This is a genomic window from Marisediminitalea alba (assembly GCF_002993365.1).
In the GTDB taxonomy this organism is placed as follows: domain Bacteria; phylum Pseudomonadota; class Gammaproteobacteria; order Enterobacterales; family Alteromonadaceae; genus Alteromonas; species Alteromonas alba.
The window spans coordinates 18,294-42,377 of the sequence record NZ_PVNP01000074.1; the positions used below are offsets into that span (position 1 = coordinate 18,294).

Sequence of the window (24,084 nt, forward strand, 5' to 3'; positions counted from 1 at the left end):
GCGACAGCTGCAATAATATGGCGTAAGCTACTGAAACGTAGTTGGTCCTGCCTGCTCTTATCACGAGTAAACCAGGGCTATGAGTAGCAAAAGGAAAACAATAACATGGACGCAAAAATCGATGCCCCGTCACCCCAGAAAAAGGGCCTGGGTGGCTGGTTAATTTTAGTAGGCCTTGGCGTAGTATTTAGCCCGTTTCGGCTATTGATGAATACGCTACCCACTTATGAACCACTGCTACAAAGTGACATATGGGATGCACTAACCAATCCGGATTCAGCGGCGTATCATCCTTTATGGGGGCCTTTACTGATTGGTGAGATTTCCTTTAATGTGGGGCTGTTTCTGGCTTCGCTTTATTTAATTTATCTGTTTTTCACCCGCCACTGGCTGTTTCCCTCATTCTACATTGGTATTGTGCTGTCCTCGCTGGTGTTTATTCCGGCTGATGCCTGGTTAGTTTCCATTGTGTTACCGCAAGAGCCTATGTTCGATCCTGACACTACCAAAGAGTTTGTACGAACGCTGATTGGTGCCCTCATCTGGATCCCATACATGCTGATGTCACAGCGCGTAAAAGAAACCTTTATTAAAGACCAGCAAGACCTGTCACCCGCTTTACCGGAAGCAGAATCCAACTGATACTAAAACGGCGCCCGTGAGGCGCCGTTTATAAATAGTATTTCAGAAGCTAATCCGGTGTTTTTAAATTTGCCTGATTGGCATTTTCCACCCAGTCCAAATCCTTAGTTTGTTCATCCAGCGTGCCTTTGGCATCTTCTAAGAAGACTTTGCAGAAATAATCTACACAAGGGTGCATTTCGCGATAACGCTCTAACTGGACCTCCATTTCTTCCATGGCATTGGAAAACTCGTGATTCGATTTAGCCAGCTCATAATCACACTTGAGATAGGCACACAGCACATCAGCCGCTTTGGCCAGGCGCACATGCACATCATTTTTGTCTTGTAGTATCAGCGGCTCATAACAGGTTTGCAATGGCTCTGGCAGCGTTTTAATCAGCATTTGCTCAAACCGTCGCTCGAGTTTTTTAATCGTCTGAGTCGTTTCCGGGTCGTGATATTTCACCGGGCTGGGAATGTCGCTCATACCGGCAATTTCGCTGCCTTCATGAAATATAGCCATGGCCGCTACCCGGTCGGGCTCAATATCTTCACCGTAGACTTCCCTGGCTATCACGCCAAGCATATGGGCAATCACCGACGCTTCATAAATGTGGGTAGATAGCATTTCTGACTGAAACTGCGCCATCAGCGGCCAGCGTTTTACATTACGGGCGCGCTGCATAAGTCCAATAAAGGCGGAATGACTGTTGGCCATGGGTTCTCCAGATGAAATTTAGCAATAATAAACCGATCCTAAAGCTTATCGGCAGTGATGTCAGCCTAATACAGCGACGTAGTCTGTAAAATATGCACTAATTCCTGTAACGAATTATCAAAGACTCTGTAACCAATACAGGAAAAACCCACTTTAACTTTAAATATCAATAACTTACTCATTGGCACAAGATAAGCATATATCATTGTGACATTAGATGAAATTAAAGGAGACATCATGTTAGGTTGGGCAATTACATTTTTTATCATTGCCATCATCGCAGCAGTTTTCGGTTTTGGTGGAATCGCCGGTGCAGCAACTGGTATCGCACAGTTTCTGTTCTTCTTATTTGTAGTATTACTGGTTATCTCTTTGGTTGCTGGCGCGCTTCGCGGCAAAACCCCAAGAGCGTAGTCAAACACAAACTCAATAACCAATCAGGGAGATTATTATGAAAACGTTGAAATTACTTGATGTTCTTAAAATGACTGTTATCGCTGCTTTTGCATGTTCAGTTATCGCATGTGGCGATGGTGAAGCCGAAGATGCCGGTGAAACTATCGATGAAGCAGTAACCGATGCAGGTAACGCCGTAGAGGACGCCTGTGAAGATGTGAAAGAAGGCGTAGATGCAGAAGACGACGACTGCTAACCTGCACTCGCAACAGAAGGGCAATGTGCCGCTACAAACGTGGTAGCACATTGCCCTTTTTTTATTTAATGCTGTTTACTTTTCTTATCCAGCACGCCCATGGCGAAGGCTGAAATAACAAAAGTTAAATGGATAAGCACGTACCACATGAGTTTTTCGTTCTCGATATTCTTCGCGTTCATAAAGATTTTTAGCAAATGAATCGACGAAATTGCCACAATCGATGCTGCCACCTTACTCTTTAGTGTGCCGGTATCCAGCGTACCCAGCCAGGCCAGCTTTTCTGTCCCTTCTTTTAAATCAATACTGGATACAAAGTTCTCATAGCTGGTAAACATCACCATAATGATCAGGCCAGACACCAGAGCAATATCAATCAGCGATAATACCACCAGCACAATATCGGCTTCACTGATTTCCAGCACGTGGGGTAACAGATGGAATATTTCCTGAAAAAACTTAATCCCCAGCGCAATAAGCGCCAGCGATAAACCAAAATAAATCGGCGCCAGTAACCACCGGGATGCGTACATCATACGCTCAATTAACACTTCCAAACCAGGCCTCCTGCGTTGGAAAAACTTACTTGTCAGAGAAGAAAAAGGAATGCCCGCAGCACTCATTGGTAATGTTTACCAACCTAATTGAAGCTCAGCAGCGCTGGTAATTCCTGAGGTCGGTGATTTTATCAGAGCCGTTAATTTTGAGGTATCATTTCTTACAAATTTTCACGCCCCTCAGGCAATCGATGAGGCGCGGTTTCAATCCTCGTCGAGAACTACGTCCATCCATACCAGACGATGATCGGAACTGCTCTGACGGTCTTTAACCAGCCGGTATAAAGGCGATGCTTTTACAGGCCAGAACACACCACCGCCCTGCACTGTCAGCCCCTGCTTAGAAGGCAGCACATAATCGGCCCGAGCCCCCCAGTAAGCGGTAAAACGGCTGCTGTAAGATTCCTCTGCCGACTCGCTGCCGCCTTCACTTTGCGGGATCACACTGCTGTTAACCAGCGGATGTTCGGTTAACTGTTCAATGACTCCCGGACGGTGCTTATCACCGATATCGGCCGCATTAAAATCACCTACCAGAACAAAACGCTGACCAGCAAACCCGCCCTTTTCGCCGTTATCATCATAGATATACTCCGCTCGCTCAGGTGTTAAATAGTCAGCCATCAGCCGTATCTCATCGTGATTGCGCTTGCCGTTTCGATCTTCCGGCCCATCGAAGGTAGGCGGTGTGGGATGCATGGCCAGAATGTGTAACTTTTTACCGTTAATGGTTAACGGTATATCCCAGTGTGATTTTGAGCTAAGCCTTACCGCCGCCCACTCCTGAGGAGTAAACCAGGGCTCGCCGCTGGCCGGTTTTGTGATTTGCAGGGCGCCGGGCATATCCCGCCATAAAAAATGCTGAAACGTACGTACCGCGGCCTCATCAATGGGATAGCGCGAGAGCAGTGCCATACCATACTGACCGGGGTACATCCCCCAACCATAGGCGTCACCCGCGTTGCCGGTTTTCTCACCGTTGTTGTCCAAATCAAAGGTTGTAGCCACCCCTGTATTGACCGGCGCAATGTACTGATAAGGGTAATCAATCGCTGCCTGGCCTTGCTGGCTTTTATTAAGGTAGTTTTTAACAAACAAAGAGACAGCTGTTGGCGTTGCATCCGGGTAATAGTCAAACTCGTTGAGCAGAATAATGTCAGGGGCTACCCGTTGAATAATTTCGGCAATATTACGGATTTGTTGATGCTCACCTGACTCTAACAAGTTCAGTAATACCTCGCCGGAGTGTTCTGAGGCTCCCTTCGGTTGATAATTACTGGCCTCCATACTAACGTTGAATGTTGCAACCCGCACCGTATCGGCGTAAACATTAGGGAGGGAGAAAATAGCCAGAAAGAGGGAAAAAAGCGTTTTATTCATAATCATAGAGACAACAAAAAGAAAGGCATAGTGTACGCTAAATCACAGTAAGAAAATAACCCCGTGTGAATTGGTATTCGAACAAATTAAGGAGAATCCCGTGCTCATTTTAAAGCCCAATTGCGAAGGTTGTGATTGCAATCTGCCGCCCGATGCGACAGAAGCGATGATTTGCTCTTATGAGTGTACTTTCTGTTTAGAGTGCGTGAATGACTTACTGAGCAATGTTTGCCCGAATTGCGGCGGTGGTTTTATGCGACGCCCGGTTCGCCCGCAAACAGCTCGCCGAGAGGGAGTTAGCCTGGCCCACCAACCGGCCTCTTGTGAGCGTGTTAATACCAGCAAAACTGTAGAAGAAATCAAAGCCTTTGCAGCAGAGGTTAAAGATATTCCGCCCTGGCAACGTTAGGCCATCGGCGAATTAAATTTCGCCGATGTAGTCACCTACCTCAACCACTTCAAACTGCGCGCCGGGAGAGCCGGACACGTATACAGAACACTGTCCCCAGGACGACGGGATATGCCATTGTGATTTACTCACTGCAGTATAGCGTGAAAGTTTATTGTCACAGCGGATCTGCACTTCATCCAAATCCCCTTCGGCAATATCGAGTGCAAAAGCGTTGCGACTGAGCTGATGAAATACCCGCCCTTCCTCATCGATGCTCGCCTTGCGGATCATTGGTTCGTTGCCCTTCACCAGTTCTTTTACTTTCTCGGCATAAGGTGCCAGTTGCGCCAGCTGTTCCGGTTTTTCATCAGCTATTTTTTCCAGCTTGTCATAAGCTTTCATAGCTTCGTTGTACTCACTTTCATTGATGGAAAGGACAAATTCACGCTCGAGCAAATACTGCTTTGTCGATGCACGAACCGCTTCGGTATCTACAGCCAGTGCACGGCGCACACTTTTAAGCTCACGCTCAGTGTCGTCTGTGGCTTTGGCATAATAGGAGTCGGCCAGCCAAAAGTAAGCACTCTCTGTATGATTCCATAGCTGATCGTCTCTCATTTCGGCAATTAATTCTGCCGCCAGGGGTAAATCTTTGTTCGTGATTGCCTCTGCAACGTCTTTATAGCGACGCATAAATTTGCGGGTAACACCTGATGAACCAGCCAGTCTGAAATCAATTTGCACCATATTCCGGCACTGCTGAATGGCCTCTCCATCCTGCATTGCCGGACTGTACTGCCAGCGTTTAACCGCTCGTAGCGTGGCTTTCTCGAACGCTTTTAATCCGCTGGAGTCCTGTACAACAGGATCTTCCACTTCGCCATCTTTGTTGATCACGAAACTCACTTTAACCCAGCCCTCCTGGCTTTTTCTGGCCGAAGAGACCGGATACTGGGGATCGACCCGTTTAAGCGGCTGTGCCTCAACCACCGTAGCGATATGTTCAGCTAAAGGAGCTTCCGATGGCGCCGCAGATTGAGCCAATGATAAACCTGAAAACAAGGCCAGTACGAGAGGAGCTGGTGAATACGAGAATGGTTTGCGCATAGAATCATTCCTTCCTTAAAATGACTTAATAAACATAACCATAGCCGAATTACTACACGACTTCAATGACGCATGGTATTTATACATCCCGTGACCAGCGCAGAAACAGCCCCAGCGACATAAGGAGTAAACTGGCCGCCACCACTACTGCCACCGGATAAAATAAATTACCGGCAAGATCGAGCTGACTGTACTTGATAATCATAATCAGGCCTTCCAGCACCAGAGCAATCACCACTACGCTGACGAAGCGGGTTACCGTGCGACGAATAGACATAAACAGGTCGTCTTCCTGGTTATGCCGATACTCTTTAAAAATTCCCATGGCCAGCTCGTAGGTTGCCAGGGCAATAAATAAATCATTAACTGCTTTAATAACCGCTGACACGAAGTCCTTATCCGGTGCGAACCCTTGATAGAAATGCAGCCCTGCCATCACAATCATGGTGGCGGATACACACATAAAGAGTCCGGCAAAAAAGCGGGCTGAAATATCTTTCAGCCAGCCATTGCGCAATACATCAGACATTGGCTTTATCTCCTTGCGGTTGAGCTGGCGCAGATTGCGTTGCCACCAGCTTGTTTAATAACGCGGGCAGTAAGGTGAGGTCGGCCACCAGTGCCATGATCATGGCCAGCGCGGTTAGCAAACCAAAGTACACACTGGGCAGAAAATCAGAAAAACCGAATAATGAAAAGCCAACTGCAATAACTGTTGTGGTCATCAAAATGGCCAGACCGCTGTGTTTAAAGGCTTCTTCAGCTGCCGCTTTAGCCTGCCCGCCGCCCTCTTTTAACCCTGCCATATAGCCATGAACAAAATGCAACGTGTCATCCACGGCAATCCCCATGGCGATAGCGGCAATGGTGATGGTCATGATATCCAGTGGGATCCCCGCCCAACCTATAACGCCCAGAATCGCCAGCGTCGTTAATACATTGGGGAGCAGTGCAATAAGGGCAACCTTGAGAGAACGGAAAATCGCCAGAAATACCAGACCCAGCGCAATATAAACCAGTCCCAGAGTCGTGATTTGCGAGTCAAATAGCCGGCTCAGAATATCCTGATATAACACAAAAAGGCTGGTTAACTGGTAGTGGTCGGCGGCTATTCCCACGCTCGCCAAATCCTGCCTGAGGTTATTCAGAAACTGCTCACGGTCGAGGCCCGCGGTGGTATCCTGTACCCGAATCGCAATACGTAAGCGCTGGTCTTGCTCAGAAAAATATGCCCCCACCAGTTGATTTACCACTTTTTCGTTAAGCAGGTAATAAATGCTGGTCAGTTCATACTCTGTAAGCGGTCGGCCGTTATTAAGCTGTGTGGCCAGCGCCGTAAAATTGGCCAACGACGTTACGCTACCGGTTGCCTCAAATGCAGTTACCGCCTGTTGCACTAATTGCAACTGATTGACACTGTCGGCACTAATAATTAACGACGGATCGTCCGGTTTATCCGTTACGGTAAGAATAATATCCAGTGCAGTGGTGCCACCAAACTCCTTATCAATATACGCCAGTTCACGGTGCACCTGAGTGTCGTCGGCAAAGTAATCGATAAATGAATTTTCTACGTTGAGTCGGGTAATGCCCACACTGAGCACAATAAAAATAAGAGCGGTACCGGCAATCGTCAGCCCTGGTCTGTTAAGCGTCTGCAGACGACTACGGCGTAACAGCCTGCGAATAAAGCCGTAATCCTGCGCCTCGCTACCAGCCGGTAACAGCGCCAGCAGTGCCGGAAACAGAATAAGACTCACTAACTGCGAAATAATCATTGCAATCAGCATCATTAAACCAAAAGAAATCACCGGCTCAAGGCCGCTGAAAAGCAGGGCCGCAAAGCCAACACTGGTCGTCAGCGAGGCAAAAAAGCAGGGGCTGAGCTTGTCTTTGAGCATCAGCTCCACCCGTTTGTGTTGTTCGGTATCGGAGTGTTCCCGGGCAATATAGCGGTAGCTGCCGAGCATATGAATCATCACTGCCAGCGTCAGGATAATCTGTAACGCGACAAAGTTAGCCGAAATCACCGTGGCGCGTAAGTCTGCCCAACCCAACGCGCCAATAGTCAGAGTCACACTCAGGCCACAGCTTAGTAGCGGAAACACCACCCACTTAACCCGGCGAAATAAAATAGCCAGTAACAATGCGACTACCAATGCGATGGCGAGCCCGAAAATCACCAGGTCAGATTTGATAATATCAATCAGGTGCTGCCCTACCACATAAGAGCCCCCCAGATAAGTATTGGCCCGTTGATTATATGGCTGGGTAATTTCGTTTAACTGGTTAATTTCCTGCTTACGGGTTTGAGTGAGCGCCGCGCGCAATGGCTCGGCCTGGGATTTAAGGGCTTCGAGTTGCGCTTGCTCCTCTTCACTCAGTTTACGATTGAGCAGGTGCGCCTGAATTGCTGTTATTTGCTGGTCAATTTTCACCAGTTCCGGATTAGGCTTAAACACAATCTGGATGGACGTAGCCGTGTTGTCACGGTTAATCAGCAGATCGGTGAAAATCGGGTGCCCGCTGACCAGTTCTTTCATCCGCGCAGCCGAATAACGCTGTTTTTGCCAGGTGAGATTGCTGACATCAGTCTGACCGGAAAGGGCATCAGCACTGTCGATAAGCGGCACCGTTAATATGGATGTGACACTTTCCACCCGCGGGATCTGTTTAATTTCCTGCTGCAAGCGGCTCAGATCGCTGAACGTCTGGTCGCTGAACACGTCGTGCTCACGGGGCTCGTAGGCTAACAGGATAAACTCGTCGGGATTAAAGGTTTGCTGAGCGACCTGAGTCTGGATATACAGTTTGTTATCTTTCACCAGCAAGGTGTCGGCAGAAGCGGCAATCCTGAACTTGCCAACACCGGTCAGGGCTAGCGCCAGCAAGGCAGCAAAGGCAATAACCACCGCCCAACGCCAGCGCACGATGCCGGTAGCAAGATTATTGATCAGTGTTTTGTTCATACATCAAATCCCTGGTCTGTCCCTGTAGATACTGATTTCGGAAGTACAAGTAGGGATCGTCGGCGTTTTTATACAAATTCTGGTAGGTTTCAGACTGCTCGGAAAAATCGTCCACGCCATCAAAGGCTCTGAGCTGATAATTTTGCGGCGCATCGGCAACATGGTTTACCGGATGGATAAAGCCTTCGGTTAATACCGAAAAGCCGCCTCTGACATCGCTTTGACTGAGTAGCGGTAGCACCAGGTATGGGCCAGAGCCCACTCCATAGGTTGCCAGAGTGTCGCCCACTGAGCGTCGTTTCGGCTCAATTTCAAACCAGCTGGTAGCAGGGTCGAATAACCCCAGTACCCCTACCGTAGAATTAATTAAAAAACGGCCGAGATTAGCACCGGCATCAGACACCTCTCCTGAGAAAAGGTTATTCAGAAGATTCAGCGGTTCACGCAAATTAGCAAAAAAATTGCCTACGGAAGAGCGCACTGGCTGGGGTACCACGGCCTTATAGCCGTCACTTACCGGTATCAGTACATATTCGTAAGCGGCATGATTAAATGCAAATACTGAACGGTTAAACCCTTCCCAGGGATCGTAATATTGCGGTGCAGTGGACGGATCAGCCACTGGCGCGTTGGCCACCGAGACAACCGCAGGAGCGACATTTATTTCCCCCTGCGAAGTGGTTATGGAGACCGATTTGCCGGCGCTTAATTGTTCTTTTTTGGCAGGCTGAGTTGCGCTGGGATCGCTTGCCTGAACTGCCGTCTCTTCAGTCTGAGCCGGCGGTGGTACCGACGAACACCCCGTCAGCAAAAACAGCGCTGCCGAAAATACTACTTTATAATACATAACTGCCTTGTCCGGTCTTCATTTGATGATGACGCAAAATATTGCTGGCACGTTGCACCGCATCATCGCGGTTGTATTGCCAGTTTTGCTGTTCATAAGCACGCGCCTGAGTGACATAAAACATGATCCTTTTGAGTCGCAACGCGTGCATACGGTTGGCACTGTCAAACTGCGTTTCAGCAACGCTCGCCTCGAGCTCTGTAAGCGCTTCGGAATGCAATGTTGTCTGCATAGCTGCATCACTGCTCACCCACCCGGATACCGAGCGGTTTACCGATTGAGAAACTGTTGTTGTTTGACTGGCTGCCAAAACACCGCTGCAAACCAGTAGAGATCCTAATGCCCATTTAGTTAAACTTCGCATCGCTATCACCACGGTTGTCTGATTGATTAGTGCTCGTGGTAAGAGAGTTAATCGTCCCTGACCACGTCGCTGCTTTTATTGCCACTCATGGATTTTGCACCGGTAGCACCGCTGGCTACCTATTCATCTTCCTGCTCATCATCTGACGGCAGATTCACTTCGTACTGGCTCGGATGTGCCGTTTCTTCATAGCGGGCAAACCAGTTAAAGATGCCGGGTGTTGAGTTCATTGCTGATGAGTTGTTATTGCTGTTATTCATGTGCAGTTCCATGCAAAAAAAGCGGTTGGTCGACACGACCAACCGCAGACAGGCTTATTCAGATTCGACCACCGAGAGCTGGTCGTCTACAGATTTTACTTCTGAGGCGTTTTTAGCAATTTCTACTGCCAGTGCACGCTCAGTTTCACTACCCACGGTACCTTTAAGGGTGACTTCGCTGTCTTCAACATCTACATCGATGTCCAGACCGGAAATGTCGGTATCCATAAGCAAGCGGGGTTTCACCACAGTCGCAATCTTGGCGTCGGTGAGATCGCTGGAAGTTTCTTCACTGATCATCTCTTCATCATCGCTTTCAATGATAGTCAGGCGATTATCCACTGATGCAACGCCGTCGATGCCAGTCACCAGTTCTTCGGCCAGCTTCTTATCCACGCTGCTGTCCACTTTACCGGTCAGGATGATTACGCCTTCCTGCACGTCGGTATTAATATCGAAAGAATTAAGATGGGTATTAAAAAGAAGCGTCGCTTCTGCTTTACCGTCTATCCAGGCATCTTTAGCCTTATCTTCCCACTTTGAATCGGCTAACGCCGGACTCGCGGCTGATGCCGTAATTACCCCTACAACCATTAAAGAAAGTACTGAACGTTTCATAATGTCGCTCCGATTGAGAATTCGAAGTGACTATTGCGATATTCAGGCCAAAAATTAAATATATGATTTTATTGGATTTGTTAGCGTCGGGAGAAACAAAGAGCCCGCTAATGTGTAGCGAATTCTCGACACTGTGAAGAAATTACCCAAAAGTATAATATCAGCTGATGCCTGCAACCGATTTTACTGTGGTACAGATATTTTCGCGCTTTTTAAAGTAACTCAGGGCAATCAGACAGTTATCTTCCGGCCAGATGGCCTGCTGTAACAGCGATTTTTCTTCATCTGTTAACTGACTGTCGTCGAAGTGGATGGCAACCGCCTTTTTATTTGGCGTCAACACATGGGGTTTAGCATCCGTTACCAGATTGTCGGCAACAAACAAAAAACGCCGCGCGACCGGGTCCTGCACCACACCAATAGCATTATGGTAGTGAATCACTGACGGCCAGCCTTCAGCGATGCGACTTTGATAGAAGATCAAAAATGTGAATAGTAACAATACCACTAAGGTCATGGTGATAAAGGTTTGCGACAAATCCGGCGCTACCGTTACCAGACCACCAATCGCCGCTACAAACACCACCCAGAAACCAAACACTCTGCGCAGTACATAGGGCGACACACCCGAGATGACTTTGGCATGTTTAATTTCCTGTGGCTCTAACTCCAGTAGAGCAACCTGACTTTGTGAGTTCACTTTAGACGCTTCAGCGATTGAGGTTGTGATGTGAGTATCTTACCTAAATAAGCGGCTCGTACAATGATTATTCCGCTGCTATCTAACGCCTACCCCATGTTTTTACAGGAAATTATGACAATTTCAGCAACTCGTTTACATAACTGGTGAGCATTTAAGCAAATAGACTTGAGTGTAGCAAAAAAGACGATAGCAGTTTATCCAGCCGTTATGCTTGCGGCGCAATATTGGACTCGGTTGATTCCAGTGACTTTTTTGACCTGCATCAGTATGCACTTTGTGTTCTTCGTTACACTTATTACATACCTGAAGTCAGTATTCAGGTGTTTCTTAGATAATGACTCTCTTCGGATTCATTTATGCATTTTTAGAAACAATGTGTTCTTCATAAAGCATATATCGCCACCAGGTTTATTCGTACATTACGTGGCTGATTTTTCGTACTCAAAATAATGGTTTTTCTATGCATGCATTCAACTTAAAAGCCCTCGCTGCTGCAGGGTTAACCTCGGCATGGCTCGCCTCTCCGGTTGCCGCCATCGAAATATATCAACAGGGCGAAGGCGATAATAAAGCCGTGGTCTCTATCGGTGGCTATGTAAAAATGGACATCCGCCATGTGAATGGTGACATCGCTTATCAGGATTACTGAGTTGCCAACTACCCAGGCGGTGAGCCTACCGATACCTCTCACACCGGCTTCAACGTGCGGGAGTCGCGGGTTAATCTGAAAGTCGATTACGGTGATATAACCGGCTTCGTAGAAATAGACTTCTACGGCGGTGGCGGTAACGAAATCATCAGCAATTCCTCAAACCCACGCTTGCGCCACCTCTATTTTACCTATCAGAACTGGACTGCAGGCCAGGCCTGGAGCACCTTTATGCCGGTGCGTTCCATGCCCGAAACCCTGGACTTTGGCGGCCCGTTTATAGGTGAAGCCTTTATGCGTGCGGTACTGGTTCGTTACACCTATGGCAACTGGGAATTTGCCCTGGAAAACCCGGAAACCTGGGGTGATGGTGACATTGGTACACCATCCAGCGCCATTGGTTTAAGTGGTGACGATGCCGACCCGGATGAATCTATCCCTGATTTTGTTACCCGCTACACACACAATGCCGACTGGGGCTGGGTTGCCCTTGCTGGTATGGTCCGTCAGGTCGATGAAGGCGGTATTGATGAAACCGCTTTTGCCGCGAATATCGCGGGCTTCTTCAAGGTTTTTGGACGCGATGATTTTCGTTTTCAAATCACTGGCGGTGAACCGGGTCGCTACGCTTCGGCAGCCATGACGCCGGATATCGTCATCAATCCGGCCACCGACGAAACCGAAGTGGAACAAACCCTTGCTTACAGCTTTTCTTACCGTCATCACTGGAATGATAGCCTGCGCTCAACCGCTTATTATGGAACAGCCGAGACGGATGTGCTGGAAAAGAAACGCTCACAGTGGGGCGTCAACCTGATAAAGCAGGTCAACCAACACCTCAAAGTGGGCGTAGAATACGGTAACTACGCCATTGACGATGAGGGGATCCTGGCGGTGGATTCAGACTACCTGCAGGTTTCTGCCCAAATGTCGTTCTAAGCAAAATACTGTTTTTTGCGCTGCAGCGCCTGACGAAAGTGCTCAACCAGCAGGTTGAGCTTTTTGTCGGGCTGCCGTGAGCCAGGATACACCGCATAAATGCCCAGCTCCTTGCCAACGTAGGGCGACAATACCGACACCAGCTTACCCGCTTCCAGCTCTTCGTGGATCAGCGCCCTAGGTAGATAAGCCAGTCCAAACCCGGCCAACACGCCATGCTTTAGAGTATCCAGGGTGTTAGTGCGATACCGCCCCTTCACTGCCATTAGTTTGTCCTCGCCATCTACCCGAAACAACCAGGCTTCAGGTTTTGTGCCTTCATACTTATAGAGCAGGCAATGGTGCTTCTCCAGCTCATAGGGGTGTTCCGGTTCACCGTAGGTTTGCAGATAGTCGGGCGTAGCACAGACTACCCAGTTGGAGTCCACCAGCCGTCTGGCCACCAGCGAAGAATCGGCCAGATTAGCGGTGCGGATCGCCAGATCGAAACCTTCGTCAAGAATATCCACCACCCGGTTAGTTACCCTGAGCTCAACTTCAATGCCCGGGTATTGTTCGCAAAATTCGACTAATGCCTGGTTAAGTACCAGATTGGCCGTTACCACCGGCATGGTTATTTTAATTCGCCCGCGAATATCACTGCTGTAACCGGCTACCACGTCTTCGGCGTCCTGCAAAGCCTGCTGGGCAAGTTTAGCCTTTTTATACAGTGCCTGGCCGGCATCTGTCAGGCTAAGCTTGCGGGTAGTGCGATAGAGCAGTTGCACATTCAGGGCTTTTTCCAGCCGCGCCACCCGCTTGCTGACCACCGACATGGTTATTTCATACTTTGCCGACACTTTGGAAAAAGAGCCTTCTTCCACCACATGGACAAACAATAACATGTCATCTGCTTTTACCATTTTACGTGTCCGGTCTCGTTTATTTGTGCAAAAAAGGAAACAATCATATTGGATCTGAATATAGATTAACAGTCAGCACAATTGTAGAGTCCACTGCATAAAATAAAGTCTGTTACATTATTTCTACACCGTCGAAACATGACGCTTTGAAAGCAGGCCGAAACGCTTAAAAATGTACCCTATCTGCAAAATATCATCCCCGGGGTGATACCGATTTCAGGAGAAACACTATGAGTGATGTCACACTGGGCTTGCTGGCATTATTACCCATCGGGCTATCTGCCCTGCTGTTACTGGGCTTGCAATGGCCGGCCCGCAAAGCCATGCCAGCAGTACTGGCAGCCACCGCACTGCTTGCCCTGTGGGTATGGGATATGAGTGGGCAACGCGTGGCAGCTTCGATTATTCAGGGGCTCATTGTGACCGTTTCTGTGTTGTGGATTGTGTTTGGCGCTATCTTCCTGCTCAATACCCTTAAACATACCGGTGCTATTCAAACCATTCGTCAGGGGTTCGCTCAGGTTTCACCTGACCGCCGCGTGCAGGCAATCATCATCGCCTGGTGTTTTGGCACCTTTTTAGAAGGCGCATCCGGCTTTGGTACGCCGGCAGCGATTGCCGCACCGCTCATGGTTGCACTGGGCTTTCCGGCGCTGGCGGCGGTAATGATTGGCATGATGGTTCAAAGTACACCGGTTTCCTTTGGCGCGGTGGGAACACCGATTATTATTGGCGTTAATAACGGGCTCGACGCCGCCACCATCAGCCAGCAGCTGGCTCAGGAAGGCTGGAGCTGGGAACAGTTTATCCAATTAATTACCACCCAGGTCGCCATTATCCATGGCATTGTTGGCACCCTGATGCCTCTGCTGATGGTGATATTTCTTACCCGCTTTTTTGGCAGCAACCGCAGTTGGAAAGAAGGTTTTGCTATTTTGCCTTTTGCCTTGTTCGCCGGGCTAATGTTTACCCTGCCCTATGCCCTGACCGGCATTTTCCTGGGCGCTGAATTTCCTTCACTGATCGGCGGATTATTCAGTCTGTTTGTGGTCGTTAACGCAGCGAAACGCGGCTTTCTGATGCCTCGCACATCGTGGGATTTTGCGCCTAAGTCAGAATGGCCGAAAGCCTGGCTGGGGATGCTGGAAATACATGCTAACGATTATGTCGGCAAACAGCCCATGTCGCAGTTTAAGGCCTGGACACCCTATGTTCTGGTGGCACTACTGTTAGTGATTTCCCGGGTATCAGGCGAAGTCAAAGCCCTGCTCAGTGGTCTTAGCATTGGTATGACCGATATACTTGGTGAAGCCGGTGTGAGCGCAGCATTTAGTCCTCTTTACCTGCCTGGCGGCCTGCTGCTGATTGCCGCGCTGGTGGCCATTGTATTTCAAAGTCATGGCCAAAGCCGCCAGCACACTTTTACCACCGCCTTAAAAGACTCCGGCAAAACCATAGTCGGGGCCGGATTTGTGCTGATGTTTACCATTCCCATGGTGCGCCTGTTTATTAACTCCGGCGTTAACTTAGCCGAACTGCCCAGCATGCCAATGAGCAGCGCCTTATTGTTCGCCAACCTGTTTGGCGAGGCTTTCCCTCTGATCAGCCCGACCATCGGAGCATTAGGCGCCTTTATTGCCGGCTCTAATACGGTGTCGAATATGATGTTCAGCCAGTTTCAGTTTGAGGCGGCAATGAGCCTTAATCTGTCGCCGGCACTGATCATCGCTGGCCAGGCCGTGGGCGCCGCCGCTGGCAACATGATAGCTATCCACAATGTGGTGGCAGCCAGTGCTACGGTGGGTTTGCTGGGTCAGGAAGGTACCACTTTGCGTAAAACATTGTTACCCACGTTTTATTATGTGGCATTATCCGGCGCTATCTTAATGCTGGCGCTTTATGGCCTGAATATAAACGGCCCGTTAGGCTGACAATGCGGTACGGTTTCGCAATAATGATTTATCCGGGTCTGAGTACAGGAGCAACAAAATGAGTCATTCCCCTATCCTCTCGCAATTTATCCAGCTCCTCGGTGAAGACAAGGTAGCTACCGGTGATCGTCGCACTGAGCACTATCGCTCGGGTTGGCGTTCAGGCTCCGGCACGGCATTGGCCGTGTTATTTCCCGATACGTTACTCAGCTTGTGGCAGACCCTGCAAATCTGTGTCGATAATAACTGCATCATAATAATGCAGGCCGCCAAAACCGGTCTCACCGAAGGGTCAACACCAAGCGGCGATGACTACGACCGTGAAGTGGTAGTGATTAACACCCTGGCCATGGATAACCTGGTGGTGCTGGGCAACGGTGAACAGGTACTGAGCTTTCCGGGTACCACGTTGCATAAACTGGAAACCACACTTAAACCCTTACACCGGGCCCCTCATTCTGTGATTGGATCTTCGTGTTTAGGCGCATCCATTGTGGGTGGTGTGGCGAATAACTCTGGTGGCGCACTGGTTAAGCGTGGCCCGGCTTACACTGAACTTGCGCTGTTCGCTCAGGTCACCGCCGAGGGCAAACTGGAGCTGGTCAATCACCTGGATATTGAGCTGGGCGATACGCCACAGGAGATACTCACTAATTTAGCAAGCGGCAACTTTGATCACACCACCACAGCCAGTGACAAAAAGGCCAGCGCCTCGGATTACACCGAGCGACTGCGCGATGTGGATGCCGATACCCCAAGCCGCTTTAACGCCGACACCAGCCGACTTTACGAGGCCAGTGGCTGCGCCGGCAAACTGGCAGTATTTGCTGTCAGACTGGACACTTTTGAAGTCGCCAAACAGGAAAAAACCTTTTATATCGGCACCAATAACCCCGATACCCTGACGCGTTTACGCCGCCATATCCTGGCTGAATTTAACTACTTACCGGAAGTGGGCGAATATATTCACCGCGATATTTTTGATATTGCCGCCAAATACGGCAAAGATACCTTTCTTAGCGTAAAACACCTTGGCACCGACCGGTTACCTAAAATGTTCGCCCTGAAAGGCCGCATCGACGCGCTGCTCAATAAGGTTTCGTTCGTTCCTGACTTTCTCACCGACCGCCTCATGCAAGGGGTTTCAGGGTTGCTTCGCGAACACCTGCCCGACCGCATGCTCGAATACCGTGAAAAGTATGAGCATCACCTGATCCTCAAAATGAGCGATGAAGGCATTGCCGAAGCGCAGGCGTTTTTGCCGGCGTTTTTCGACAACAACGAACAGGTAGGCGGCTTTTTCGAATGTACCGAACGCGAGTCAGGCAGTGCTTTTTTACATCGTTTTGCCGCTGCTGGCGCGGCGGTGCGCTATCAGCTACTCCATCAAAAAGAGGTGGGTGACATCCTGGCACTGGATATTGCCCTGCGCCGTAACGAGCATGACTGGGTAGAGAAACTGCCTGAATCACTCACCGATAAAATTGACAAGTCGCTGTATTACGGGCATTTCTTCTGCCATGTTTTCCATCAGGATTATGTACTGAAAAAAGGCGTGAATGCTAAAGAGGTTAAGGCTGAAATGCTGCGCATTCTGGACAGCCGTGGCGCCAAATACCCGGCGGAACACAATGTGGGGCATCTGTATCAAGCGGAAGAAGGACTCGCGGCCTTTTACCAGCGAATTGATCCCACCAACACCTTTAATCCCGGTGTGGGCAAACTGGAAAAACACAAACGCAATTGCAGTTGCTGCTGATTTGTGGTTTTCTGACGCTTTGGGGCCACTGCTGTTAATCTGTGATACAAAAGACAAGAACGCTACATAAATGGCTGATGCGACTGGTTGGTGTGCAGTTTATTTTATGGGCCATCACCGGCTTGTACATGGTTTGTCTGGATATTCATTTTATCCATGGCGAACCACTTGCCCACCCGCAGTCAGCGCCGCTTCAGCTTAAAGACATCAGCTATTCAACAGCGCAGCTACTGGCTGATTACCCGGACGCGACCGATATTAAGCTGGTTACGTTATTGCAAAAGCCAGTGTACCGATTTCGTTCAGCCGCTGGTCAGCGTGCCATTCATGTGGTTGATGCCATAACCGGCGAACCTCAGGACTTACTGAGCCAGGCGCAGGCCAGCACAATTGCTGATGATGCTTACACGGGCACAGCAGCAATCAACACTGTTTCGCCATTAATTAGCCGCGATGCCAGCGGTGCTCTAAACCCGCTTTGGGTAGTGAGTTTTGACGATGTTGCGTCATCCACGTTGTATATCGAACAACAAAGCGGGCGCATCATCCGCCGCCGGCATCATTACTGGTATGTGTTCGACTGGCTGTGGCGACTGCACATTATGGATTACGACGACGGTGAAAATGTCACCAACGGCTGGTTAAGACTGGTTTCGCTGCTCTCTGTGCTGGCTGCAGTAAGCGGTTTAGCATTGCTATTGTTGCGTTTGACCCTGCGTAAACAGGCCGCCGTATGATCCGCTTAATGATGGCTAACTGGCACAAATGGCTGGCCCTGGTGGTCAGCATTCAACTGCTGGTGTGGCTGATAACCGGCTTATACTTTAACAGCCTGATGAACAGCGCCGCCAATGTCCAAACCCGACAGCCAGTTCAACATGAGGGCTATCTGCCCGGCCGTGAACTCTATCCACCGCAGGCCATAGATGCCCCACCGCCGGTGGCGGTTTCGATTATCTGGGTGCTCGGAGCCCCCTATTATCAGTTTGAATACAATCAACCGTCACACGCTTATTTTATCCGCCAACGCCGGATATTTGATGCCACTACCGGTGCGCCCTGGCAAATCAGCGCTGAACAGGTAGCTGCTATAGCCGGCCAGGCCTATGCAGGCAGCGCCCCGGCAGGTGAACCAGTACTACTGAAACCGCCAATAGACGATCTGCCCCGCCAGCAAAATCCGCTATGGCAGGTCAGGTTTGCCGATGAATTTAATACTGCCGTTTATCTCGATGCATTAACCGGGCATGTCATCAGGCACACCAATGACCGGCAACGCTTTGATGATTTAATGTTTACTTTACATTTTATGGATTACACTAGCACCGGCTTTTTTAATCACCCGCTGATCGTGATTTTTGCCATTGCCACCAGCCTGTTAGCATTCAGTGGTGGGTACTTATTAATAAGTCGCTCAGGCCCACCGGGTAAGCAGCAGGCGTCGCCCTGTTTGCTAACCGTGAATTTTGTTTCCGGCGCCGAATCCATCAGCTTACCAGCCCGGGCAGATGACACGGTGTTTACTACCCTGAGTAAGCATGGCATCCATCTACCCTCAGAATGCGGTGGTGCCGGTACCTGTGGGAAATGTCGGGTGCAATGTCACTCTGCTCCCCCTGTCAATGACATCGAAAAACACCATCTCAATGAGCGACAACTTGCTAATAGGATCCGCTTAGGCTGCCAGCAAGAAGTGGGTAAATGTCAACAAATCACATTGCGTAAACGGTAAATTTCAGCACCGCTAAACCAGCCAATGCGACAATATGCCGCATTGGCTGAACAGCCCGTTTCGTTATCATTAGCTCACTTAGTCAGGCCCCTGATTTTAAATAATAACTTTAGCCTGACACTGACACTCAGGAGCTTTAATGAAACACCCACAGCACAGTAGGTTCTTGCGCAGCCGTCTGGCGCTTGCCATTACATTGTCTGTTAGCGTTTTCAGTGAATTCGCTGATGCCGAAGCGAATCCGGCGGAAACGGATATTGAACACATCACAGTAGAGGGCCATACCGGTCATATTTTAGCAGGTCATACGTCGGTATTGAGCGATAACGATATTGCTCGCAAAGGCGCGGCTAATGCTGACACCGCCAGTTTACTGCGGGGCTTAGCGGGTGTTCATCTCAATGCCGCTGGCGGTTTATCCAGTCTGCCAGCGATTCACGGCCTGGCTGACGACCGTCTGCGGGTAAAGGTTAATGGCATGGATCTGATAGCATCCTGTCCTAATCATATGAACCCGCCGTTATCCTACATGGCACCAAATGATGTTGGCACATTAACCGTCTATGCAGGCTTATCGCCGGTCAGTGTTGGCGGCGATAGTCTCGGCGGGTCTATTATCGCCGAGTCACTACCACCTAATTTTATATCTGGCAGCGAGGCAACGTTTTCAGGTGAAGCTGGCGGTTTCTACCGAAGTAATAACCATGCCCGCGGTGCAAACCTCTCCCTGCAATATCTTTCCGATTCCAGCTTGCTCAGTTATACAGGTAACTGGAGCAAAGCCAATAACTACTCAGCCGCTGAGGCATTTAAATCACAAACAGCCACTGGCCAGCCAAATCATCAGCTAGCCCTCGATGAAGTGGGATCCAGTGCCTATGAAACCCAGAATCACAACGTGCGCTTTGCTTGGCAAGCCGATCAGAATAACCGTATTGATGCCAGACTGAGCTATCAGGACATGCCCCAGCAACTCTACCCAAATCAGCGCATGGACTTACTGGATAATGAACAAATCAATCTCAATCTGGCTTGGCACCGCGAGACCGACTGGGGTCAGGTAACCACCCGTGTCTACCATGAACAGGTAGACCATATGATGAACTTTGGGGCTGACAAGCAATTCTGGTACGGCAGCAATGCCATAATGGGAATGCCCTGCACTCCCATTCGTTATATGGGCGACCCTGAGGGCACCTGTGCGGCCGGAATGCCCATGTACAGTGAGTCAGACAACAATGGCCTGACGGTAAAAGCCGACTACTATCTGGCTGCCAATGATGTGCTGCGGGTTGGTCTGGAGCTTCAGCAATACAGTCTCGACGATTACTGGACGCCATCAGGAGGTGGCATGGGTCCAGGTACATTTTTAAATATTAATGATGGCCAGCGTGATCGTATTGCCGCATACGCTGAGCGTGAACAGGCAGCGGGCACTCACTGGTTACTAATGTATGGCCTGCGCTATGAAAATGTCGCCATGCAAACCGGTGAGGCAGAAGGTTATGCCACGGGTGACAATGCCCCGGGTATGCAAATGATGCAGGCCAACGCTTTTAATAATGGCTCACGTAGCAGCACCGATAACAACATTGATGTCACCTTTGTCGCGCGCTATCAGGCAAGCCGTGAACTTCACACTGAGTTCGGCTACGCGCATAAGGTGCGTACTGCCAACTTGTATGAGAAATATACCTGGTCGTCATGGATGATGGCTGCCGGTATGAATAACCTGGTTGGTGATGGTAACGGCTACGTGGGAAATGCATCATTGTCCCCAGAACAGGCCGATACCATTTCGGCCAGTATCAGTTGGCAGGATGAGCAGCACAATTCACTAACGGTTACCAGTTACTACACCTATATCAGCGATTATATCGATGCCGTAGCAGCCAATACGATGTGGATGCCAAATCAATTTAACGTACTACGCTACGCAAACCAGTCTGCCCGAATCTATGGTACCGATGTAAGTGGCACCTGGCATATCAGTCAAGGTAGCACCGGCCACTGGCAACTCGATGGTAGCCTCAGTGCCACCAGTGCCGAAAATAAAGACACCGGTTCTGGTTTATATCAGGTTATTCCCTTACAAGGCTCACTCACCTTGTCACACCGGGCTGATGGCTGGCAAAGTAGCCTGGAATGGGTGTTGGCGAGCAGCAAGAAAAAGGTGTCAGAAATCCGCAATGAGGTTAAAACCGCTGGATATGGTTTACTGAATCTGCAGGTAAGTCATCAATGGCAGTCATTCAGAATCGACGCCGGCGTTGAAAACCTGCTTGATAGGTTTTACTTCAACCCTACCGGCGGCGCCTATACCGGTCAGGGCATGACCATGTCTCTCAATGGCATCCCCTACGGGATAGCGGTGCCAGGCATGGGACGTGCGGTTTACGCAGGATTCCAATGGCAATTTTAAAGGTCTGAAAAGAGGTGTGGCAGCTTGGCTTGGTCGTTGTTGCGGACGATAAATGCCACACCTTTTCTTTTTTACTCTGTTGCGCCCGGTCAACCCCTCCTCACTAAACTCCGGTATACTCAATTCAATGATTTAAACGGGTGCTGACATGCTACTGCTGTTGTTTTTGCTTATTTTCGGCCGACGACGTATTCCTGCTGGATTCACTTTGTTTCTGGCGTTACTGGAGATCGGCCTGGTCAATGTTTTCATCGCCCTGAACGGGGCCGCCAGTAATCCCTTCAGCAGTATTTTGTTGGTACCACTGGTGCTGAGCCTGATGCTGCTGCCCTTTAAAGCTGGCTTCGTGGTGCTGGCTGTCAGTATGGCAGGGCAAAGCCTGCAACTCATCGTGCCAGCTGCCGGCCACCACTCGGCTATGATGCAAAATCATGCCCAGGGAATGGTACTAAGCTTTGTATTAACCAGTTTACTGGTCGCCACTGTGATCTTCTATTTTCGCTTACAGCTGGGCACAAAAACCGCGGCCATTCAACAGCTCCGTGAACGACAGCTAAGAGACGAACAATTACTGGCTATCGGCACCGCCGCTGCGCAGCTTACCCATGATGCGGCTACTCCGGTGCAAACTATGCGGTTGATTCTAGAGGAACTTCAGGAAAGTCTCGACGAAAGCTTACTTGTTGAGCTTGAGGGACAGTTTTATCAGCTTGAAACCTTACTGAAAAACTGGCGTGAGGTGGCCGACGATGTGCGTGAATCAAGAACCAGTTTATTTGACCCCGCGACTTTGATTACTTCAATCAGGCATTTATTGCTGCTTGCCCGCCCTGAGGCTGAAGTCATCTGGCCGCCCCGGATTAGTGTGGATGGCAGTATTAAAGGCGACCGTACCCTGATCCCCGCCCTGGCCAATATTGTAATTAACGCTTGTGATGCTGCTTCAGGCCGTGCCGTAACGGTCAGCGTGGACGCTGAACAATTGGTTTATCGATTAACTGTCACCAATCCAATAAATAAGGACAATCCTTTCCCAAAGGAACTGTTAGGTTCCCGCTTTATTCAGAGCGAATCCGGCTTTGGCGTTGGCGCGGTGTTATCAAACGCCACCATTGAAAAGTGCGGCGGAAAAGTGAGTTGGGAAAACCATGCCACTCGGGTGACAACCGTGATAGCCCTGCCACTCGTTAACGAAGACAAGACCACAGATGACTAAACCCTTAATCATTATTGATGACGACTCGCGACTGACAGCGGTACTCGCACGGCGCTTTACTGCAACAGGTAATTATTCAGTCACCACTTATGTTCAGGCCAGTGAAGCCCTGGCTGCGCCCGCCACACCCTGTTATGGCATATTACTGGACATGATGATTGGTGACGAACTGGGCCTTGAGTTTATTTCCGCTCTGCAAACGCACTACACGCCAGAACACCTGATCATCATGACCGGCTATGCCAGTATTGCTACCACAGTAACCGCCATGAAGCGCGGGGCTACGGATTATCTGGCTAAACCTGCCAGCTTTAATGAACTTATCTATAAACTTGAGGGGCAACCAGCTAGCACAACAGTGGAACATAAACCGCTGACGGCGGCGCAGGCCGAGTGGGAACACATCCAGCGGATCCTCGCCGAACACGACGGTAATATTTCCAGAACGGCAGAAGCCTTAGGTATGCACCGGCGCAGCCTGCAGCGTAAACTGCAAAAACATTCGCCGACAAAAAAATAAGCCCCGGCAAAGCCGGGGCTGCAGACTGACTAAACAGCCTGTGGGGTATAAACGGTAATCCGTGTTACCAACACCCCGATAAGAGCCCCTTTTGGCAGGGGCTACAGCTCACAGAGGGAACGTCTGTAAATTAGTTTTTGCTCAGCAAATCACGTTGTTTGGCCAGTTGCAGGTTTTGCGAAACGATACGCTGCTTGGTTTTTCTTTCGTTGGCCAGGGTTAAGTCAGCAATACAGGCTGGCGTGTTATCCGCCAGGCAATGCATTACCGCACGGTTGTTAAGAGCGAATACGTTATTGCTGCTGGCATCAACGGCTTCATTACAATGCGCCTTCGCACTGTCTAAGTCGCCAACCGCTACGTAAGCTACGCAAAGGTTATTCAGCAGAGGTAAACGGTTTACACTTACACTGGTGCGAGCCAGAGCTGCCTTAGTGCGGGCAATTCCTTTAGCAAAGTCGCCCTGCTCGATTTCGCGTACACCATTGACATCGCGCATGCTGGTTTTTAATTGAAACGACTCAGCGGTCACCTGGCTGCTTGCCATTACGCCACCGGCAAATGAACAACATACAGCAACGAGCAACGGCTTTTTGATACGGTTAATGAAAGACATAGTTTTTTCCTCAACACAACGAACAGTTATTTGTTAGCCTTATCCTTTGTCGACATGCAGAAACTGCTTGTTAACCAAAAGGCCACTACTTGTTTAAATTTCGGTTGAGTATGTAGCACGATTCACCAGCCTGCCTGATGAACAACAAATTAAATCCTAAAGAATAACTAATAGATTATTTATTTGTTTTTTTATAATGAGTTACAAT

At 49.4% G+C, this 24,084-nt stretch carries 26 protein-coding genes; 13 read left to right on the forward strand and 13 right to left on the reverse strand.

Going from position 1 to position 24,084, the window contains the following annotated elements; translation table 11 throughout:
- The first annotated feature begins 105 nt into the window (after window positions 1-105).
- Window positions 106-642: a DUF2569 domain-containing protein gene (locus C6Y40_RS08195; protein WP_105934159.1), complete on the forward strand. Its 537-nt coding sequence runs from the start codon at window positions 106-108 to the stop codon at window positions 640-642.
- Window positions 643-691: 49 nt separating this feature from the next.
- On the opposite strand, the gene yfbR is transcribed toward C6Y40_RS08195, so the two are convergent.
- The gene (gene yfbR / locus C6Y40_RS08200; protein WP_105934160.1) at window positions 692-1,342 is read right to left on the reverse strand and encodes a 5'-deoxynucleotidase; all 651 of its coding nucleotides are present in this window, start codon (window positions 1,340-1,342) and stop codon (window positions 692-694) included.
- A 237-nt stretch (window positions 1,343-1,579) separates the two neighbouring features.
- Between yfbR and C6Y40_RS08205 the strand changes: the two genes are divergently transcribed.
- Complete coding sequence (locus C6Y40_RS08205) at window positions 1,580-1,756, forward strand: DUF1328 family protein (protein ID WP_105934161.1); 177 nt, start codon at window positions 1,580-1,582, stop codon at window positions 1,754-1,756.
- Window positions 1,757-1,793: 37 nt separating this feature from the next.
- Window positions 1,794-1,994 (forward strand): hypothetical protein, encoded by a 201-nt coding sequence (locus C6Y40_RS08210; RefSeq protein WP_105934162.1) that lies wholly within the window; start codon window positions 1,794-1,796, stop codon window positions 1,992-1,994.
- A gap of 65 nt (window positions 1,995-2,059) precedes the next feature.
- On the opposite strand, the gene C6Y40_RS08215 is transcribed toward C6Y40_RS08210, so the two are convergent.
- Together C6Y40_RS08215 and C6Y40_RS08220 are read right to left on the reverse strand one after the other, a co-directional pair.
- The gene (locus tag C6Y40_RS08215) at window positions 2,060-2,551 is read right to left on the reverse strand and encodes a TIGR00645 family protein (RefSeq protein ID WP_105934163.1); all 492 of its coding nucleotides are present in this window, start codon (window positions 2,549-2,551) and stop codon (window positions 2,060-2,062) included.
- 204 nt (window positions 2,552-2,755) lie between these two features.
- Window positions 2,756-3,937 carry an endonuclease/exonuclease/phosphatase family protein gene (locus C6Y40_RS08220; protein ID WP_105934164.1) on the reverse strand — a complete coding sequence of 394 codons (1,182 nt, stop codon included), beginning with the start codon at window positions 3,935-3,937 and terminating at the stop codon, window positions 2,756-2,758.
- Between the two features lie 94 nt (window positions 3,938-4,031).
- Here C6Y40_RS08220 and C6Y40_RS08225 point away from each other — a divergent pair, with 94 nt between their 5' ends.
- The gene (locus C6Y40_RS08225; RefSeq protein ID WP_105934165.1) at window positions 4,032-4,340 is read left to right on the forward strand and encodes a DUF1272 domain-containing protein; all 309 of its coding nucleotides are present in this window, start codon (window positions 4,032-4,034) and stop codon (window positions 4,338-4,340) included.
- Window positions 4,341-4,352: 12 nt separating this feature from the next.
- Here the strand turns inward: C6Y40_RS08225 and C6Y40_RS08230 are convergent, their stop codons facing one another.
- The 8 genes from C6Y40_RS08230 to C6Y40_RS08260 form a co-directional block, all read right to left on the reverse strand.
- The gene (locus tag C6Y40_RS08230; protein ID WP_105934166.1) at window positions 4,353-5,429 is read right to left on the reverse strand and encodes an energy transducer TonB; all 1,077 of its coding nucleotides are present in this window, start codon (window positions 5,427-5,429) and stop codon (window positions 4,353-4,355) included.
- Window positions 5,430-5,508: 79 nt separating this feature from the next.
- Window positions 5,509-5,958, reverse strand: coding sequence for a hypothetical protein (locus C6Y40_RS08235; protein ID WP_105934167.1), 450 nt, complete (start codon window positions 5,956-5,958; stop codon window positions 5,509-5,511).
- Window positions 5,951-8,398, reverse strand: a complete 2,448-nt coding sequence (locus tag C6Y40_RS08240; protein WP_105934168.1) for an efflux RND transporter permease subunit — start codon at window positions 8,396-8,398, stop codon at window positions 5,951-5,953. Before C6Y40_RS08240 ends, C6Y40_RS08235 begins: the two co-directional genes overlap by 8 nt.
- Window positions 8,376-9,245, reverse strand: a complete 870-nt coding sequence (locus tag C6Y40_RS08245) for an MlaA family lipoprotein (protein ID WP_105934169.1) — start codon at window positions 9,243-9,245, stop codon at window positions 8,376-8,378. Before C6Y40_RS08245 ends, C6Y40_RS08240 begins: the two co-directional genes overlap by 23 nt.
- Window positions 9,235-9,609: a hypothetical protein gene (locus tag C6Y40_RS08250; protein WP_146129524.1), complete on the reverse strand. Its 375-nt coding sequence runs from the start codon at window positions 9,607-9,609 to the stop codon at window positions 9,235-9,237. Before C6Y40_RS08250 ends, C6Y40_RS08245 begins: the two co-directional genes overlap by 11 nt.
- Window positions 9,610-9,728: 119 nt before the next feature.
- Window positions 9,729-9,869 carry a hypothetical protein gene (locus C6Y40_RS24710; RefSeq protein ID WP_170308442.1) on the reverse strand — a complete coding sequence of 47 codons (141 nt, stop codon included), beginning with the start codon at window positions 9,867-9,869 and terminating at the stop codon, window positions 9,729-9,731.
- A gap of 54 nt (window positions 9,870-9,923) precedes the next feature.
- Window positions 9,924-10,487 carry a BON domain-containing protein gene (locus C6Y40_RS08255; protein ID WP_105934171.1) on the reverse strand — a complete coding sequence of 188 codons (564 nt, stop codon included), beginning with the start codon at window positions 10,485-10,487 and terminating at the stop codon, window positions 9,924-9,926.
- 160 nt (window positions 10,488-10,647) lie between these two features.
- On the reverse strand, window positions 10,648-11,187 hold the full coding sequence (locus tag C6Y40_RS08260) for a hypothetical protein (protein ID WP_105934172.1): 540 nt from the start codon (window positions 11,185-11,187) through the stop codon (window positions 10,648-10,650).
- Window positions 11,188-11,650: 463 nt separating this feature from the next.
- Here C6Y40_RS08260 and C6Y40_RS08265 point away from each other — a divergent pair, with 463 nt between their 5' ends.
- Window positions 11,651-11,839, forward strand: a complete 189-nt coding sequence (locus C6Y40_RS08265) for a hypothetical protein (protein WP_105934173.1) — start codon at window positions 11,651-11,653, stop codon at window positions 11,837-11,839.
- Window positions 11,840-11,893: 54 nt separating this feature from the next.
- Window positions 11,894-12,778 carry a DcaP family trimeric outer membrane transporter gene (locus C6Y40_RS08270; RefSeq protein ID WP_105934174.1) on the forward strand — a complete coding sequence of 295 codons (885 nt, stop codon included), beginning with the start codon at window positions 11,894-11,896 and terminating at the stop codon, window positions 12,776-12,778.
- Here C6Y40_RS08270 and C6Y40_RS08275 read toward each other — a convergent pair.
- Window positions 12,775-13,680, reverse strand: coding sequence for a LysR family transcriptional regulator (locus C6Y40_RS08275; RefSeq protein WP_105934175.1), 906 nt, complete (start codon window positions 13,678-13,680; stop codon window positions 12,775-12,777). The genes C6Y40_RS08270 and C6Y40_RS08275 overlap by 4 nt on opposite strands.
- A gap of 230 nt (window positions 13,681-13,910) precedes the next feature.
- Here C6Y40_RS08275 and C6Y40_RS08280 point away from each other — a divergent pair, with 230 nt between their 5' ends.
- The 7 genes from C6Y40_RS08280 (at window position 13,911) to C6Y40_RS08310 (ending at window position 23,260) form a co-directional block, all read left to right on the forward strand.
- The gene (locus tag C6Y40_RS08280) at window positions 13,911-15,611 is read left to right on the forward strand and encodes an L-lactate permease (protein WP_105934176.1); all 1,701 of its coding nucleotides are present in this window, start codon (window positions 13,911-13,913) and stop codon (window positions 15,609-15,611) included.
- 58 nt (window positions 15,612-15,669) lie between these two features.
- Window positions 15,670-17,370 (forward strand): D-lactate dehydrogenase, encoded by a 1,701-nt coding sequence (gene dld, locus C6Y40_RS08285; RefSeq protein WP_105934177.1) that lies wholly within the window; start codon window positions 15,670-15,672, stop codon window positions 17,368-17,370.
- A 41-nt stretch (window positions 17,371-17,411) separates the two neighbouring features.
- Window positions 17,412-18,107 (forward strand): PepSY domain-containing protein, encoded by a 696-nt coding sequence (locus C6Y40_RS08290; RefSeq protein WP_146129525.1) that lies wholly within the window; start codon window positions 17,412-17,414, stop codon window positions 18,105-18,107.
- On the forward strand, window positions 18,104-19,102 hold the full coding sequence (locus C6Y40_RS08295) for a PepSY domain-containing protein (RefSeq protein ID WP_105934179.1): 999 nt from the start codon (window positions 18,104-18,106) through the stop codon (window positions 19,100-19,102). Before C6Y40_RS08290 ends, C6Y40_RS08295 begins: the two co-directional genes overlap by 4 nt.
- A 139-nt stretch (window positions 19,103-19,241) precedes the next feature.
- The gene (locus tag C6Y40_RS08300; protein ID WP_105934180.1) at window positions 19,242-21,524 is read left to right on the forward strand and encodes a TonB-dependent receptor plug domain-containing protein; all 2,283 of its coding nucleotides are present in this window, start codon (window positions 19,242-19,244) and stop codon (window positions 21,522-21,524) included.
- Window positions 21,525-21,672: 148 nt separating this feature from the next.
- The gene (locus C6Y40_RS08305) at window positions 21,673-22,740 is read left to right on the forward strand and encodes a sensor histidine kinase (RefSeq protein WP_105934181.1); all 1,068 of its coding nucleotides are present in this window, start codon (window positions 21,673-21,675) and stop codon (window positions 22,738-22,740) included.
- Window positions 22,733-23,260, forward strand: coding sequence for a response regulator transcription factor (locus tag C6Y40_RS08310; RefSeq protein ID WP_105934182.1), 528 nt, complete (start codon window positions 22,733-22,735; stop codon window positions 23,258-23,260). Before C6Y40_RS08305 ends, C6Y40_RS08310 begins: the two co-directional genes overlap by 8 nt.
- Before the next feature lie 130 nt (window positions 23,261-23,390).
- On the opposite strand, the gene C6Y40_RS08315 is transcribed toward C6Y40_RS08310, so the two are convergent.
- Complete coding sequence (locus C6Y40_RS08315; protein ID WP_105934183.1) at window positions 23,391-23,876, reverse strand: tetratricopeptide repeat protein; 486 nt, start codon at window positions 23,874-23,876, stop codon at window positions 23,391-23,393.
- Between the last annotated feature and the right edge of the window lie 208 nt (window positions 23,877-24,084).

Bases quoted from the DNA above. Each gene is read 5' to 3' on its own strand.
- C6Y40_RS08195 (WP_105934159.1), top strand. From the start codon at position 106: ATGGACGCAAAAATCGATGCCCCGTCACCCCAGAAAAAGGGCCTGGGT.
- yfbR (WP_105934160.1), bottom strand. From the start codon at position 1,342: ATGGCCAACAGTCATTCCGCCTTTATTGGACTTATGCAGCGCGCCCGT.
- C6Y40_RS08205 (WP_105934161.1), top strand. From the start codon at position 1,580: ATGTTAGGTTGGGCAATTACATTTTTTATCATTGCCATCATCGCAGCA.
- C6Y40_RS08210 (WP_105934162.1), top strand. From the start codon at position 1,794: ATGAAAACGTTGAAATTACTTGATGTTCTTAAAATGACTGTTATCGCT.
- C6Y40_RS08220 (WP_105934164.1), bottom strand. From the start codon at position 3,937: ATGATTATGAATAAAACGCTTTTTTCCCTCTTTCTGGCTATTTTCTCC.
- C6Y40_RS08230 (WP_105934166.1), bottom strand. From the start codon at position 5,429: ATGCGCAAACCATTCTCGTATTCACCAGCTCCTCTCGTACTGGCCTTG.
- C6Y40_RS08235 (WP_105934167.1), bottom strand. From the start codon at position 5,958: ATGTCTGATGTATTGCGCAATGGCTGGCTGAAAGATATTTCAGCCCGC.
- C6Y40_RS08240 (WP_105934168.1), bottom strand. From the start codon at position 8,398: ATGAACAAAACACTGATCAATAATCTTGCTACCGGCATCGTGCGCTGG.
- C6Y40_RS08245 (WP_105934169.1), bottom strand. From the start codon at position 9,245: ATGTATTATAAAGTAGTATTTTCGGCAGCGCTGTTTTTGCTGACGGGG.
- C6Y40_RS08250 (WP_146129524.1), bottom strand. From the start codon at position 9,609: ATGCGAAGTTTAACTAAATGGGCATTAGGATCTCTACTGGTTTGCAGC.
- C6Y40_RS24710 (WP_170308442.1), bottom strand. From the start codon at position 9,869: ATGAATAACAGCAATAACAACTCATCAGCAATGAACTCAACACCCGGC.
- C6Y40_RS08255 (WP_105934171.1), bottom strand. From the start codon at position 10,487: ATGAAACGTTCAGTACTTTCTTTAATGGTTGTAGGGGTAATTACGGCA.
- C6Y40_RS08265 (WP_105934173.1), top strand. From the start codon at position 11,651: ATGCATGCATTCAACTTAAAAGCCCTCGCTGCTGCAGGGTTAACCTCG.
- C6Y40_RS08275 (WP_105934175.1), bottom strand. From the start codon at position 13,680: ATGGTAAAAGCAGATGACATGTTATTGTTTGTCCATGTGGTGGAAGAA.
- C6Y40_RS08280 (WP_105934176.1), top strand. From the start codon at position 13,911: ATGAGTGATGTCACACTGGGCTTGCTGGCATTATTACCCATCGGGCTA.
- dld (WP_105934177.1), top strand. From the start codon at position 15,670: ATGAGTCATTCCCCTATCCTCTCGCAATTTATCCAGCTCCTCGGTGAA.
- C6Y40_RS08295 (WP_105934179.1), top strand. From the start codon at position 18,104: ATGATCCGCTTAATGATGGCTAACTGGCACAAATGGCTGGCCCTGGTG.
- C6Y40_RS08300 (WP_105934180.1), top strand. From the start codon at position 19,242: ATGAAACACCCACAGCACAGTAGGTTCTTGCGCAGCCGTCTGGCGCTT.
- C6Y40_RS08305 (WP_105934181.1), top strand. From the start codon at position 21,673: ATGCTACTGCTGTTGTTTTTGCTTATTTTCGGCCGACGACGTATTCCT.
- C6Y40_RS08310 (WP_105934182.1), top strand. From the start codon at position 22,733: ATGACTAAACCCTTAATCATTATTGATGACGACTCGCGACTGACAGCG.
- C6Y40_RS08315 (WP_105934183.1), bottom strand. From the start codon at position 23,876: ATGTCTTTCATTAACCGTATCAAAAAGCCGTTGCTCGTTGCTGTATGT.